At 69.6% G+C, this 13,104-nt stretch carries 13 protein-coding genes; 8 read left to right on the top strand and 5 right to left on the bottom strand.

Features of this window, described 5'->3' with window-relative positions:
• Positions 1–40: 40 nt before the first annotated feature.
• Positions 41–1,303 carry a phosphoribosylamine--glycine ligase gene (gene purD, locus ABDZ92_RS00885; RefSeq protein ID WP_125962002.1) on the bottom strand — a complete coding sequence of 421 codons (1,263 nt, stop codon included), beginning with the start codon at positions 1,301–1,303 and terminating at the stop codon, positions 41–43.
• Between purD and xseA the strand changes: the two genes are divergently transcribed.
• Genes xseA through mtnP form a run of 5 tightly spaced genes read left to right on the top strand, consistent with a single transcriptional unit; the run spans position 1,302 to position 5,291 of the window.
• Positions 1,302–2,681: an exodeoxyribonuclease VII large subunit gene (gene xseA, locus ABDZ92_RS00880; protein WP_125962003.1), complete on the top strand. Its 1,380-nt coding sequence runs from the start codon at positions 1,302–1,304 to the stop codon at positions 2,679–2,681. The genes purD and xseA overlap by 2 nt on opposite strands.
• A 19-nt stretch (positions 2,682–2,700) precedes the next feature.
• On the top strand, positions 2,701–2,901 hold the full coding sequence (locus tag ABDZ92_RS00875; protein ID WP_125962004.1) for a DUF2093 domain-containing protein: 201 nt from the start codon (positions 2,701–2,703) through the stop codon (positions 2,899–2,901).
• Positions 2,902–2,936: 35 nt separating this feature from the next.
• Positions 2,937–3,815 carry a M23 family metallopeptidase gene (locus ABDZ92_RS00870; RefSeq protein ID WP_125962030.1) on the top strand — a complete coding sequence of 293 codons (879 nt, stop codon included), beginning with the start codon at positions 2,937–2,939 and terminating at the stop codon, positions 3,813–3,815.
• A 56-nt stretch (positions 3,816–3,871) separates the two neighbouring features.
• The gene (locus ABDZ92_RS00865; RefSeq protein ID WP_125962005.1) at positions 3,872–4,405 is read left to right on the top strand and encodes a superoxide dismutase family protein; all 534 of its coding nucleotides are present in this window, start codon (positions 3,872–3,874) and stop codon (positions 4,403–4,405) included.
• 16 nt (positions 4,406–4,421) lie between these two features.
• The gene (gene mtnP / locus ABDZ92_RS00860; protein WP_125962031.1) at positions 4,422–5,291 is read left to right on the top strand and encodes an S-methyl-5'-thioadenosine phosphorylase; all 870 of its coding nucleotides are present in this window, start codon (positions 4,422–4,424) and stop codon (positions 5,289–5,291) included.
• A 46-nt stretch (positions 5,292–5,337) separates the two neighbouring features.
• On the opposite strand, the gene ABDZ92_RS00855 is transcribed toward mtnP, so the two are convergent.
• Together ABDZ92_RS00855 and acnA are read right to left on the bottom strand one after the other, a co-directional pair.
• Positions 5,338–5,763, bottom strand: coding sequence for a GNAT family N-acetyltransferase (locus tag ABDZ92_RS00855; protein WP_125962006.1), 426 nt, complete (start codon positions 5,761–5,763; stop codon positions 5,338–5,340).
• A gap of 500 nt (positions 5,764–6,263) precedes the next feature.
• Positions 6,264–8,936 carry an aconitate hydratase AcnA gene (gene acnA / locus ABDZ92_RS00850; protein WP_125962007.1) on the bottom strand — a complete coding sequence of 891 codons (2,673 nt, stop codon included), beginning with the start codon at positions 8,934–8,936 and terminating at the stop codon, positions 6,264–6,266.
• Positions 8,937–9,172: 236 nt separating this feature from the next.
• On the opposite strand from acnA, the gene ABDZ92_RS00845 reads away from it, so the two are divergent.
• The 3 genes from ABDZ92_RS00845 to ABDZ92_RS00835 are packed head-to-tail and all read left to right on the top strand — an operon-like array spanning position 9,173 to position 11,905.
• On the top strand, positions 9,173–9,952 hold the full coding sequence (locus ABDZ92_RS00845) for a histidine phosphatase family protein (protein ID WP_125962008.1): 780 nt from the start codon (positions 9,173–9,175) through the stop codon (positions 9,950–9,952).
• Positions 9,949–10,833, top strand: coding sequence for an NAD(P)H-hydrate dehydratase (locus ABDZ92_RS00840; protein ID WP_125962009.1), 885 nt, complete (start codon positions 9,949–9,951; stop codon positions 10,831–10,833). Before ABDZ92_RS00845 ends, ABDZ92_RS00840 begins: the two co-directional genes overlap by 4 nt.
• A gap of 52 nt (positions 10,834–10,885) precedes the next feature.
• Positions 10,886–11,905 carry a glycosyltransferase family 2 protein gene (locus tag ABDZ92_RS00835; RefSeq protein WP_125962010.1) on the top strand — a complete coding sequence of 340 codons (1,020 nt, stop codon included), beginning with the start codon at positions 10,886–10,888 and terminating at the stop codon, positions 11,903–11,905.
• A gap of 6 nt (positions 11,906–11,911) precedes the next feature.
• Here ABDZ92_RS00835 and ABDZ92_RS00830 read toward each other — a convergent pair whose 3' ends face one another.
• A complete protein-coding gene (locus tag ABDZ92_RS00830; RefSeq protein WP_125962032.1) occupies positions 11,912–12,643 on the bottom strand; it encodes a class I SAM-dependent methyltransferase in 732 nt (243 codons plus the stop codon).
• A gap of 1 nt (position 12,644) precedes the next feature.
• Positions 12,645–13,028, bottom strand: a complete 384-nt coding sequence (locus ABDZ92_RS00825) for a GtrA family protein (protein WP_125962033.1) — start codon at positions 13,026–13,028, stop codon at positions 12,645–12,647.
• Positions 13,029–13,104: the final 76 nt, after the last annotated feature.

Genomic DNA, 13,104 nt, shown 5'->3' with positions numbered 1-13,104 from the left:
ACATAGCGGCGCAGCCGCCATCCTCAAGGCGTTGAGGTGCTTAGCCTTCTTCGCGCGCGATTTCGCGCCAGCCGATGTCGCGCCGGCAGAAGCCGTCGGCAAAGGCGATGCGGTCGACGGCCCGATAGGCCGCGGCCTGTGCCTCGCGGACGCTGGGGCCGGTCGCGGTGACCGTCAGCACGCGGCCGCCCGAGGCGACCAGCGCCTCCCCCTCGCGGCGGGTGCCGGCCTGGAACACGCGCGCGCCATGCGCCTCGGCGGTGTCGATGCCGGTGATGGTGCCGCCGGCCGCCGGCGTGCCCGGATAGCCGCGCGCCGCCACGACGACGGTCAGCGCGGGGTCGTCGGAGAAGCGCACCTTGTGCCCTGCCAGCCGACCCTCGGCCGTCGCCAGCATGATCTCCAGCAGGTCGCTTTCCAGCCGCATCATCAGCACCTGGCATTCGGGATCGCCGAAGCGCGCGTTATACTCGATCAGCTTGGGGCCGAGCGGCGTCAGCATCAGCCCGGCATAGAGGACGCCGCTGTAGGGCATGCCTTCCTCGGCCAGCTTCTCGATCGTGGGGCGCACGATCGTGTCGATCGCCAGCTGCTCCAGCTCCGGCGTCAGCACCCGTGCGGGGCTATAGGCGCCCATGCCGCCGGTGTTCGGGCCCACGTCGCCGTCACCGACGCGCTTGTGGTCCTGCGCCGATCCGAAGGGCAGGTAGCTGGTGCCGTCGGTCAGGACGAACAGGCTCGCTTCCTCCCCGGTCAGGAACTCCTCGATCACCGCCTCGGCACCCGGCCCGTCGAACAGCGCGACCAGCGCCGCGTCTGCCTCCTCCGGCGAGCTGGCGATGGTCACGCCCTTGCCAGCAGCCAGGCCATCCGCCTTGATGACGACCGGCAGCCCGAAGGTGCCTAGCGCGTTGCGCGCCGCCTCCAGTGATGTCACCCGGACATAGCCCGCGGTCGGGATGTTCGCGCGCTGGCACAGGTCCTTGGTGAAACCCTTGGAGCCTTCCAGCTGTGCCGCCGCCGCAGATGGCCCGAACACGGCGATGCCGGCCTCGCGCAGCCGGTCCGAAAGGCCTTCGACCAGCGGCTGCTCGGGGCCGACCACCACGAAGCGCACCTCGTGTTCGCGGCAGAAGGCGAGCAGCGCCGGTTGGTCGGTCGCGGCGATCGCGACGCATTCGGCATGCTCGGCAATGCCGGGGTTGCCTGGCGCGGCATAGAGCCTATCGAGGAGCGGAGATTGTGCGAGCCGCCATGCGAGCGCATGTTCGCGCCCCCCCGAGCCCACCAGCAGGACGTTCATGCCCGATCCTTTTTCCGGCTTTTCATCGGGGCGGCTCGTAGCCGAGCCCATCCCCGGCGACAACGCCGCACCCGTCAGCGTCAGCGAACTTGCCGGCCGGCTGAAGCGCATGGTCGAGGGCGAGTTCGGCCATGTCCGCCTGCGCGGCGAGATTTCGGGCTACAAGCGTGCCGCCTCCGGCCACGTCTATCTGTGCCTGAAGGACGAGAGCGCGGTCATTGACGGCGTGATCTGGCGCGGGGCCGCCGCCGCGCTGCCGTTCCAGGCGCAGGACGGCATCGAGGTCGTCGCGACCGGCAAGCTCACCACCTATCCGGGCCGCTCCAAATACCAGATCGTGATCGATCGTATGGAGCTGGCGGGCGAGGGCGCGCTGATGGCGCTGCTCGAGAAGCTGAAGGCCAAGCTCGGCGCCGAGGGTTTGTTCGATGCCGCCCGCAAGAAGCCGCTGCCCTTCCTGCCGCGCGTGATCGGCGTCGTCACCTCGCCCACGGGTGCGGTGATCCGCGACATCCTCCACCGGCTGGAGGACCGCTGCCCCAGCCATGTCATCGTCTGGCCCGTCCAGGTGCAGGGGGAGGGTGCCGCCCAGCAGGTCGCAGCGGCGGTACGCGGTTTCGACGCGATCGAGCCCGGCGGCCCGGTGCCGCGTCCCGACCTGCTGATCGTCGCGCGCGGCGGCGGCTCGATCGAGGATTTGTGGGCGTTCAACGAGGAAGCCGTGGTCCGCGCCGTCGCCGACTGCTCGATCCCGGTGATCTCGGCGGTGGGGCATGAGACCGACACGAGTCTCTGCGACCACGCCGCCGACCTGCGCGCGCCGACCCCGACCGCGGCGGCCGAGCTTGCGGTGCCGGTGCTCGCCGACCTGCGCCACACCGTCCAGAGCCACGCGATGCGCACCGAGCGCTGCGTGCGCCGCTATCACCAGCGCGGGGAGGAGCGGCTGGCAGCACTCGTCCGCGTGCTGCCGCGGCGCGATGCGCTGCTGGGGCCGCAGCGCCAGCGGGTGGACGATCTCGCCCAGCGGCTGGGGCTGGGGCTGGAGCGGCGGCTGGGCCAGGCGCGGCGGACGCTGGATCGCCAGTCGGCGGTGCTGCGGCCCGCGATGCTGGACCGCCAGCTCGATCGCAGCCGCCAGCATCTCGCCTCGGTCGGCCGACTGCTGGAAAGCGTGAACCCCGACAACCTCCTCAAGCGCGGATATGTCCGCGTCGAGGCGCGCGGCACCGGCAAGACGATCGATTCCGCCGCCGCGGCGCGGGCGGCCGGGGGCCTGAAGCTCCACTTCCGCGACGGCGTGGTGGACGCACGGGTTGAGCGTCCGGTGGGCAAGCCCTATCCTTCGGACAAGCCCGAGCAGCCGAGCCTGCTCTGATGCCTCTATGGATTACCGGATGTTGATGTCGAACAGCTCGCGCCAGGCGCGCCTCCACTATCTCTCGGGCGGGTTCCGCGTCCTGTCGCCGGGCGACCATGTCGTCTGCGCCCGCACCGGCGAGAAGATCCCGCTCGAGGAGCTCCATTACTGGAGCGCCGAACGGCAAGAAGCCTATGCCACTGCGGAGGCCGCAACCGCGGCGATGCGCCCGGCGTGAGGCTGCGCGCAGGCGCGACACTCGCAGCGGGGCTGATGGCGGCGCTGCCCGGCTGCGCCGTGGTGCCGGAAAGCGCCGGCCGAGCCCAGCCGGTACAGGCGCCGCCGGCGGCCGTGGCGGTCGCGCCTGCGCCTGCGCCGCGGCCGGCGGCCCCTGCGTCGTTCCGCTACGAAGGCCAGCGCATCCAGGGCGGCATGCTGGTCGGCACCGCGCCGGCAGGGGTGACGTCGCTGACCTTCGAGGGCGAGCCGATCGCGCTCGCACCGGACCGCCGCTTCCTGATCGCCTTCGATCGCGACGCGGGCCCCACCGCCCGGTTGGTCGCGCGCTTCGCGGATGGCCGCGAGCAGGTGGAGACGCTCAGCGTCGCCCCGCGCGCCTGGCAGATCGAGCGGCTGCCGACGCTTCCCAAGGTCAGCCAGCCGAGTGCCGAGTTCCAGCGCCGCCGCCCGCCCGAGCTCGCCCAGATCGCCGCCGCCCGCAAGCAGGAGACCGGGGCGCAGGGCTGGTCGCAACGCTTCCAATGGCCGGCGACCGGCCGCATCTCCGGCCGGTTCGGGTCGCAGCGCATCTATGCGGGCGAGCCCGGCAGCTATCATTCGGGGGTCGACGTGGCCAAGCCCACCGGCGCCCCGGTGACGGCGCCGGCAGACGGCGTGGTGATCCTGGCGGCCGATTCGCCCTTTACCCTGGAGGGCAATCTGCTGATGCTCGACCATGGCATGGGGCTCAGCAGCGCATTTCTTCACCTCTCGCGGATCGACGTCCGGCTCGGGCAGCGCGTCCGCCAGGGCGAGGTGATCGGCGCGGTCGGCAGCACGGGCCGCGCGACCGGCCCGCATCTTCATTGGGGCATGGTCTGGAAGGGGCGTAGGCTCGACCCGATGCTGATCGCGGGGCCGATGCCCGGCTGACGCGGAACTGCCACCGCGATCGGCCATTGAACTGGCAACAAACAAGGGGAACGACGATGAAGACGCACCTGGCCCTGCTCGCCGCGACCGGCCTGATGGCTGCCTGCACGCAGACCGCTCCCGTCGACAGCAGCGCAGCGCCCGCTGCCCCGCGCGTCGCGACCGCGATGCTGCGCACCGCCGCCAATGCGCCGGCGGGTACCGCCACCGCGACGGAAGTTCCCGGCGGCGTCCGCATTGCCCTCAGCGTCACTGGGCTTCCCCAGGGGCCGCACGGCGCTCATGTGCATACCACCGGCCGTTGCGATGCGCCGGACTTCACGACGGCGGGCGGCCACTGGAACCCGACCGCCCGGCAGCACGGCACCAAGAACCCGGCCGGCCCGCACGCGGGCGACATGCCCAACCTGCTGGTCGGCACCGACGGCACCGGCACGATCGAATTCACTCTGCCGGGCGGCACCTTCGACGGCCTGCTCGATGCCGATGGCTCGGCGTTCATGGTGCATGCGAGTGCGGACGACCTGATGACCGATCCTTCGGGCAACAGCGGCGGCCGGATCGCCTGCGGTGTCTTCAACCCCGCCTGACGACGGGCTTGGCGGCGTGAGCGGCTGGACGCTCGGTATCATCGGTGGCTCCGGTCTCTACGCGGTCGCAGGGGTGGAAGAGGGACGGTGGGAGACGGTGGAAACGCCGTGGGGCTCGCCGTCCGACGCGTGCTACGTTGGGCGGATGGGGCATGTCCGCGTGGTGTTCCTGCCGCGCCACGGCCGCGGGCACCGCATCCCACCCTCCGACCTCAACGCCCGCGCCAACATCGATGCGCTCAAGCGCCTGGGCGTGACGGACGTGCTGGCGATCTCCTCGGTGGGGTCGCTGGTGGAGGATCGGCCGCCCGGCAGCTTCACCGTCGTCGACCAGTTCATCGACCGCACCCGCGGGCGGCCGTCGAGTTTCTTCAGCCCAGGGCTGGTGGCGCATGTCTCGATGGCGGACCCGGTGTGCCCGCGCCTGTCGGCGCTCGCCGCCGACGCTGCCCGCGCCGCAGGGGCTGCCGTGTCGCCGACCGGCACCTATCTGGCGATGGAAGGACCGCAGTTCTCGACCCGTGCGGAGAGCCGGCTCTATCGCAGCTGGGGCTGCGACGTGATCGGCATGACGGCGATGCCCGAGGCCAAGCTCGCGCGCGAGGCGGAGCTGCCCTACGCGCTGGTCGGGATGGTCACGGACTATGACTGCTGGCGCGAAGGGGAGGCGGTGGACACTGCCGAGATCCTCGCGCAGCTCGACGCCAATGCACGGAAGGCGCGGGCGCTCGTCCAGCATCTGGTCGCGGCCCTGCCGGAGGAGCGACCGGCGTCCCCGATCGACACCTGCCTCGACTTCGCCCTCATGACCGCACCTTCGATGCGGGATCCTGCGCTGGCGGCGCGGCTGGACGCGGTGGCAGGCAGGGCGCTGCGCCGCACCTGAATTCCCTCCGTACCCCGGTGCGAAGGGATCGGGGGCTCCTGGAAGCTTAACCGTCCAGCCGCTTGCTGAGGAAGAACCGCCGGCTGCCGCGCGGGTGGTCTTCCAGCGTCCCGAACACGCGGAACCCCAGCTTCTCGTAGAAGCCGCGGGCCTGGAAGGCGAAGGTGTCCAGCCACAGGCCGCAACAGCCGCGCGCCCGCGCGATCCGTTCCGCTTCGGCGATCAGTGCGCTCCCGGTCCCTTGGCCGCGCCACGCCTCCGGGATCGCCAGATACTCGACAAACAGCCAGTCATAGCCGCTGCGACCCCACAGGCCGCCCACGCTGTTGCCCTCTTCATCGTGCAAGAGGATCGCCAACGGTTCGGCCTTCGCCGGCCCTGCCACCCGCTCATTGTAGGCGCGCAGCGGCGCAAGCACCGCCTCACGATCTTCGGGGGTGGGCTGTTCGGGGATGTGGAGGCGGAACGTCATGGTGCGCTTGTAGCGCGTCCGGGCAGCAGTGTCCCCGGTTGGCGGCAGGCTGTCCGGCCGGCCATCGAACCAAAAAAGAGGATGCTCGTGGGGGAGAGCAGGCGCTGGTGGCAGCTCGATCCCCCACGCTGCACCCGCCGTCATGCCGGTTTACCGGCGGCTCCGCTCCCAGTGATTATTATCGTTCGGCGGCTGCAGTGCCATGCGCATAGCAGAACGGCGGACAAAAAAAAGGGCCGACCCGAGGGCCGGCCTTGAAAGGTTTAGGAGAGGATGCCTGAAAGGCACGTCCTTTGTGCGCCGCAGCACGGCTTTACGCAATTGCGAAGGTTTATTGGTGCAGTTGCAGTTCTTGCAACATCCGCGTGCGCGTAAATTCCGCACCTCTGCAGGGGAATTAGGCAGCCGCCCAGGGAGCTGCTCATTCTACGGGCAAATGGCAAAAAGAAGGGGCGCGGGAAGCTTCCTTCCCACGCCCCTCTTGCTCGTCTGGCAGCTGCTTAGGCGGCGAGCTTGCGCAGCACGTAGTGCAGGATGCCGCCGTTCAGGAAATACTCCAGCTCGTTGACGGTATCGATCCGGCAGCGGGCTTGGAACGTCTCGGTGGTGCCGTCGGCACGGACCAGCGTGACCTCCACGTCCTGGCGCGGTCGCAGGCCCGCGACGTTCTGGATGGTGAAGGTCTCGTCGCCCTTCAGCCCCAGCGACTGGCGGCTGACGCCTTCGGCGAACTGCAGCGGCAGCACGCCCATGCCGACCAGGTTCGAACGGTGGATGCGCTCGAAGCTCTCGGCGATCACCGCGCGCACGCCCAGGAGGTTGGTGCCCTTGGCCGCCCAGTCGCGCGAAGAGCCGGTGCCATATTCCTTGCCGGCCACGACCACCAGCGGGGTGCCATCCGCCTTGTGACGCATGGCTGCGTCGTAGATCGGCATCACCTCGCCCTCATACTGGGTCATGCCGCCTTCGACGCCCGGCACCATCTCGTTCTTGATGCGGATGTTGGCGAAGGTGCCGCGGACCATGACTTCGTCGTTGCCGCGGCGCGCGCCGTAGCTGTTGAAGTCCTTGCGCGCGACCTGGTGCTCCTGGAGGAAGCTGCCCGCCGGGCTGTCCGCCTTGATCGAGCCGGCCGGCGAGATGTGGTCGGTCGTGATCGAGTCGCCCAGGATCGCCAGCGGCTTCGCCTCGATGATGTCGGCGACCGGCGCCGGCGTCATCGACATGCCTTCGAAATAGGGCGGGTTGTGGATGTAGGTCGAGCTGGTCGGCCAGCTGTAGGTGTCCGAACCCTCGACCGAGATCGCGCTCCAATGCTCGTCGCCGGCATAGACGTTGCCGTAGCGCGAGCGGAACATCTCGTCGTCGATGTTGGCCGCCATCAGGTCGGCGACTTCCTGGTTGGTCGGCCAGATGTCCTTGAGGAACACGTCCTGGCCATCCGAGCCCTGGCCGATCGGGGTTTCGATCAGATCCTGGGTGACGGTGCCCTTCAGCGCATAGGCGACGACGAGCGGCGGCGAGGCGAGGAAGTTGGCGCGGACGTCGGCCGACACGCGGCCTTCGAAGTTGCGGTTGCCCGACAGGACCGAGGCGGCGACGATGTCGTTGCCGTTGATCGCCTGGCTGATCGGCGCCGCGAGCGGACCCGAGTTGCCGATGCAGGTGGTGCAACCATAGCCGACGAGGTTGAAGCCGATGGCGTCCAGGTCCTCGGTCAGGCCGGCCTTGTTGAGGTAGTCGGTAACCACCTGCGAACCCGGCGCCAGCGAGGTCTTGACCCAGGGCTTCGGCTTGAGGCCCAGCGCGCGCGCCTTGCGGGCGACCAGGCCGGCGGCGACCAGCACCGACGGGTTGGACGTGTTGGTGCAGCTGGTGATGGCCGCGATCACGACGTCACCGTCGCCGATGTCGTGGTCCTTGCCCTCGACCGCGACGCGCTCCGGCTGCTCCTTCTTGTAGAGCTTGGTAAGGTCGCCGTTGAACACCTCGTCCACCTTGTTCAGGCTGACGCGGTCCTGCGGACGCTTCGGGCCGGCGAGGCTGGGGACGACGCTGCCCATGTCGAGCTCAAGCGTGTCGGTGAAGATCGGGTCTTCGCGACCGGCTTCGTGCCAGAAGCCGTTGGCCTTGGCATAGGCCTCGGTCAGCGCGATCACTTCCTCCGGGCGCGCGGTCAGGCGCATATAGTCGATCGTCTTCTCGTCGATCGGGAAGAAGCCGCAGGTCGCACCATATTCCGGCGCCATGTTGGCGATGGTCGCGCGGTCGGCGAGCGTCATCGACGACAGGCCCGGGCCGTAGAACTCGACGAAGCGGCCGACGACGCCCTTGGCGCGCAGCATCTGGGTGACGGTCAGCACCAGATCGGTCGCGGTGATGCCTTCCTTGAGCGCGCCGGTCAGCTTGAAGCCGACGACTTCCGGGATCAGCATCGACACCGGCTGGCCGAGCATGGCGGCTTCCGCCTCGATGCCGCCCACGCCCCAGCCGAGCACGCCGAGACCATTCACCATCGTGGTGTGGCTGTCGGTGCCCACCAGCGTGTCGGGATAGGCGATGGCGCTGCCGTCGGTTGCCTGCGACGACCAGACCGACTGCGCGATATATTCCAGGTTCACCTGGTGGCAGATGCCGGTGCCCGGGGGAACGACCTGGAAGTTGTTGAGCGCCTTGGAGCCCCACTTCAGGAACTCATAGCGCTCCATGTTGCGCTGGTACTCGAGCTCGACGTTCTGCTCGAACGCCTTGGGCGTGCCGAACTCGTCGACCATGACCGAGTGGTCGATGACGAGGTGAACGGGAACCTGCGGGTTGATCTTGGCCGGGTCGCCGCCGAGCTTGGTGATCGCATCGCGCATCGCGGCGAGATCGACCACGCAGGGCACGCCGGTGAAGTCCTGCATCAGCACGCGCGCCGGGCGGTACTGGATCTCGCGGTCGGAGCGCGCATCCTTCTGCCAGTCGACGATCGCCTGCGCATCGGCCGGGGTGACGGTGGTGCCGTCCTCGAAGCGGAGCATGTTCTCCAGCAGCACCTTCATCGAGAAGGGCAGGCGGCTGATGTCGCCGAGCTTCGCCGAGGCCTTGGCGAGGCTGTAGTAGCTGTAGCTCTTGCTGCCGACCGTGAGCGTGTCACGGGTGCCGAGCGTGTCCTGGCCGATGGCGGTCATAGGTGGACTTGTCCTTCCAGTCTGCGCGGCGCGGACGGAGGGGCGGGAGGGGGTCCCGCTCGGGCGCGCCGCCATCAAAAGCGAATGCGAGATTCGGGGCGGGCTGTAGCAAGGGGGTGCGGCTGTGGGAAGTGCGGGTTCTTACCTGCGAAAGGGTCGCAAAAAGAGGGAGTTCTGGAACTCCCTCCGGGGTTCGCCGCTTCCTTCCTGCGAAGATGCCGCAGGAGCCACCGTCCATGCCGACCGCCCATTCCCCCGCCTGGCCCGAACGCCTCTGGATCGTGCGGCACGGGGAAAGCGCGGGCAATGTGGCGCGCGACGCGGCCCACGCGGCGGGCGCCCCGCGGATCGCCGTGGGCACCCGCGACGTGGACGTGCCGCTCTCGGCCCGCGGCGAGGAGCAGGCGCGCGCGCTCGGCCGCTGGTTTGCGCGGGGCGAGGCGCACGGCCGGCCGGAGGTGCTGCTCGCCTCCCCCTATGCCCGGGCGATGGAGACGGCGCGGCTGTTCCGCGAGCAGGGCGGCACCGCCATTCCCGAAGAGCCGATCTGCCCGGACGAGCGACTCCGCGAAAAGGAGTTCGGCATCCTCGACGGCCTGACCACCAGCGGCATCGTCACGCTCCAGCCCGAACAGGCGGAGTTCCGCCGGCTGCTCGGGAAATTCTACCATCGGCCGCCGGGTGGCGAGAGCTGGTGCGACGTCATCTTCCGTCTGCGCTCGCTGATGGACACGGTGGGGCTGCACTATGGCGGCCGCCGGGTGATGATCGTCGCGCATCAGGTCGTGGTGCTATGCCTGCGCTACGTCATCGAGCGGATGAGCGAGGCGGAGATCCTGGGCATCGACCGGGAGGGAGACGTGGCCAACTGCTCGGTCACCGAATATCGCTATGATCCGGAGAAGGGCCGCTACGGCGGCCTGGCGCTCGTCCGCTACAACGAGACGGCGCCGGTCGAGGAAAGCGCGGTCGCGGTCACCGCCGAGCCGGACCGCAGCGCCGGAGTGCGCGGATGAGCGAACCGACGGCAATCGACAGCGCCTGGCTCGCCGCGAACCCGCTGCCCGTCCATGGCGAGGGTACCGACAAGAACAGCCGGGGACGCGTGCTGGCGGTCGGCGGTTCGCGGCGCGTGCCGGGCGGGCTGCTCCTGACCGGTGAGGCGGCGCTCCGAGTCGGCGCCGGCAAGCTGATGCTCGCGACCATCGCTTCGGCAGCGCCGCTGCTGGGCGTTGTCATGCCCGAAGCCGGAGTGACCGCGCTCCAGGAGGACGCGGACGGCGAAATCGCGGGCGAGGCGGGCGCGCTGGCGCAAGAGTCGCGGCGCTGCGACACCATCGTGGTGGGGCCGGCCATCTCGGATCGCGCGGCGGCGATCCGGCTGGTCGAACAACTCGCGGACGATCCTCCGGAGGATGCCGCACTGGTGCTCGACGCGGCCGCCGTCGCCTGTGCCGGGCCGCTCGCCAAGCGGCTGGCCTCGGCCTTCGGGGGCAGGCTGGTTCTCACGCCGCACCTCGGCGAGATGGCGGCGCTGTGCGACTGCGAGCCCGAAGAGATCGCCAAGGATCGCGAGGGCGTGACCCTGCGAACGGCAGAGCGCTTCCAAGCCGTGGTCCTGCTCAAGGACAGCAGCACGCTGGTCGCGGCACCCGACGGGCGGACACTGTTGCGCTATGCGGGCGGCGGCGTCGGGCTGGCCACGGGCGGCTCGGGTGATGTGCTCGCGGGCGCCATCGGGGGGCTGATCGCGCGCGGCGCCGATCCGCTGGTTGCCGCCGGCTGGGGCGTGTGGCTGCATGGCGAGGCGGGAGCGGCGCTGGCGATGGCGAATGGGCCGGTCGGCTTCCTCGGCCGCGAACTCCTGCCCCAGCTCCCGCGGCTGCTGCCGCGCTGACCGTCGCACAGGCAATTCCGTTCGGCGCAGAGTTGGAGTATCGCGCCGGCCCATGAACCGGCCTGCGCTCTCGATCGTGATCCCCTGCTACAATGAAGAAGCGTGCCTCGACGCGCTCCACGCGCGCGTCTCCGCCGCTGCGCATGCCGCGGTGGGGGGCAGTCACGAGATCGTGCTGGTCAACGACGGCTCGCGCGACGGCAGCTGGCCGGTCATGCAGCGCATCGCCGCTGCGGACCCGTGCGTCGTCGCCATCAATCTCTCGCGCAACCACGGCCATCAGCTGGCGCTCACCGCCGGGCTGGACCTGTGCGCGGGCGAGCAGATCCTGATCCTCGACGCCGATCTTCAGGACCCGCCCGAACTGCTTTCCGACATGCGCGAGACGATGGTGCGCGAGGGCGCGGACGTGGTCTACGCCGTGCGCCGCAAGCGCGAGGGCGAGTCGCTGTTCAAGAAGCTGACCGCCGCGATCTTCTACCGCGTGCTCGATCGCGTGACGGACACGCCCATCCCGCTCGACACCGGCGACTTCCGCCTGATGAGCCGGCGTGCCCTCGACGCTTTCCTGTCGCTTCCCGAACAGGCCCGCTTCATCCGCGGCATGGTCGCCTGGGTGGGCTTCCGCCAGGTGCCGTTCCTCTACGACCGCGCGGAGCGGCACGCGGGCGAGACGAAGTATCCGCTCGCCAAGATGATGCGCTTCGCCTTCGATGCGATGACCGGCTTTTCCACCGCCCCGCTGCGCCTCGCCAGCCACATGGGGCTGGTGCTCACCGGCGCCTCGGTGCTGCTGATGCTCTACATCGCGATCGGCTGGGCGATGGGGAACGCGGTCCAGGGCTGGACCTCCACCATGTTGGTGGTGGTGTTCCTGGGCGCGGTGCAGATGTTCGTGCTCGGCATGATCGGCGAGTATCTCGGCCGGCTCTATGTCGAATCGAAGCGCCGACCGCTGTACCTCGTCGCCGATGTCGCCGGCCCGGTGCAGGGCCGCGCCTCGCTCGGCTATCGCGCCGGGGAGCCGGGCGAAGTCATCTACGCGCCCCGCGGGCCGAGCGCCGCGGAGTAGGCGCGCTTACGCGGGTCGCGACAGCAGCGTGATTAGCGACAGCCCGGGCGGCAGCGGCAGGCGACCCACCAGGTGCCGCTCGAGTGCGAAGATCTTCTCGAACGCCAGGTTGAGCGGCTTTGCCGGCGGCGAGTCGTCGCTGTCGTCCTTGCCGGTCAGCTTGCCGACGGCACGCGCCGCGAGCGCGGCCGGGAACAGCAGCGAGTTGAAATAGCGCAGGCCGTTGTGGGCAAGGCCCGCATCGGTGATCGCCTTCGTCAGCGTCGCCTTGGAATAGCGGCGGTGGTGATGGTTCACCACGTCGTGCGCGCTCCACATCCACTGGTGCGCCGGCACGGTTACCAGGATCTTGCCGCCGGGCTTCAGCCGGCGCGCCATGCCCGCGAGTGCCGCGACATCGTCCTCGATATGCTCGACGACATCGAGCACCGCGATCAGGTCGTAGCTCCCCTCCGGAACCCCGGTGAGTTCGGGAAGCGGCGCCTCGCCGACCGGCTTGCCCAGCCGCGCGCTGGCGATGTCGCGCGCCGCCGCGTCGATCTCGATCGCATCCACGTCGCCGAAGGCGGCGAGCATCGGCAGGTTGTGGCCGGTGCCGCAGCCGATCTCCAGGATGCGCGCATCCTTCGGCAGCCCCGCATAGCGCGCGATATAGTCGGCAAGGATGTCGCGACGGGCACGGTACCACCAGTGGGTGGAGTCATGCGCTGCCATGCGATCGTAGATGACGCGGTCCATATCAGCCAAACACCAGCCAGCGGTTGAGGATGAAGGTGAAGATCGTGGCGAGCGCCACGGCCGGAAGCAGCGGCGCCCAGGCCGGCAGCCCGAACAGCGCCGTGCCGACCCAGGTGATCGCCGCGTTCAGCGCCATGCCGGATCCCTGGACCGCCACGAACTGCAGCTGCTGGCGGACGCCCGGGTGGCGCGTGCCATGGCCCTTGAAGCTCCAGCGGCTGTGCAGGAAGAAGCCCGCGGTCACTGCCACGGCAAAGGCGAAGGGCACCGCATAGACCGCGTGCTCCCGCGGGAAGACCCAGGTGGTGAGCGGCAGGTACACCGCGGCATAGATCAGCGTCGAGATGCCACCCGCGATGCCGAATCGGATCAGCTGGCCGAGCATGCCGCTCGTCCGCATCGTCTCGACCCGTCTCAAGATGGTGTCCACGCCCGTCCCGCCCTTGCCCTTTGCGCGCCCG

Source organism: Sphingomonas molluscorum (genome assembly GCF_039522995.1).
Classification (GTDB): Bacteria; Pseudomonadota; Alphaproteobacteria; order Sphingomonadales; family Sphingomonadaceae; genus Sphingomonas; species Sphingomonas molluscorum.
Note: the sequence above shows the minus strand (reverse complement) of the source record. Positions and strands in the feature narration are given on the sequence as shown.

Coding starts and splice junctions, on each gene's coding strand:
- ABDZ92_RS00875 (WP_125962004.1), top strand. CDS start 2,701: ATGTTGATGTCGAACAGCTCGCGCCAGGCGCGCCTCCACTATCTCTCG.
- ABDZ92_RS00865 (WP_125962005.1), top strand. CDS start 3,872: ATGAAGACGCACCTGGCCCTGCTCGCCGCGACCGGCCTGATGGCTGCC.
- acnA (WP_125962007.1), bottom strand. CDS start 8,936: ATGACCGCCATCGGCCAGGACACGCTCGGCACCCGTGACACGCTCACG.
- ABDZ92_RS00835 (WP_125962010.1), top strand. CDS start 10,886: ATGAACCGGCCTGCGCTCTCGATCGTGATCCCCTGCTACAATGAAGAA.
- ABDZ92_RS00825 (WP_125962033.1), bottom strand. CDS start 13,028: ATGCTCGGCCAGCTGATCCGATTCGGCATCGCGGGTGGCATCTCGACG.
- ABDZ92_RS00830 (WP_125962032.1), bottom strand. CDS start 12,643: ATGGACCGCGTCATCTACGATCGCATGGCAGCGCATGACTCCACCCAC.
- ABDZ92_RS00855 (WP_125962006.1), bottom strand. CDS start 5,763: ATGACGTTCCGCCTCCACATCCCCGAACAGCCCACCCCCGAAGATCGT.
- xseA (WP_125962003.1), top strand. CDS start 1,302: ATGCCCGATCCTTTTTCCGGCTTTTCATCGGGGCGGCTCGTAGCCGAG.
- ABDZ92_RS00845 (WP_125962008.1), top strand. CDS start 9,173: ATGCCGACCGCCCATTCCCCCGCCTGGCCCGAACGCCTCTGGATCGTG.
- purD (WP_125962002.1), bottom strand. CDS start 1,303: ATGAACGTCCTGCTGGTGGGCTCGGGGGGGCGCGAACATGCGCTCGCA.
- ABDZ92_RS00870 (WP_125962030.1), top strand. CDS start 2,937: ATGGCGGCGCTGCCCGGCTGCGCCGTGGTGCCGGAAAGCGCCGGCCGA.
- ABDZ92_RS00840 (WP_125962009.1), top strand. CDS start 9,949: ATGAGCGAACCGACGGCAATCGACAGCGCCTGGCTCGCCGCGAACCCG.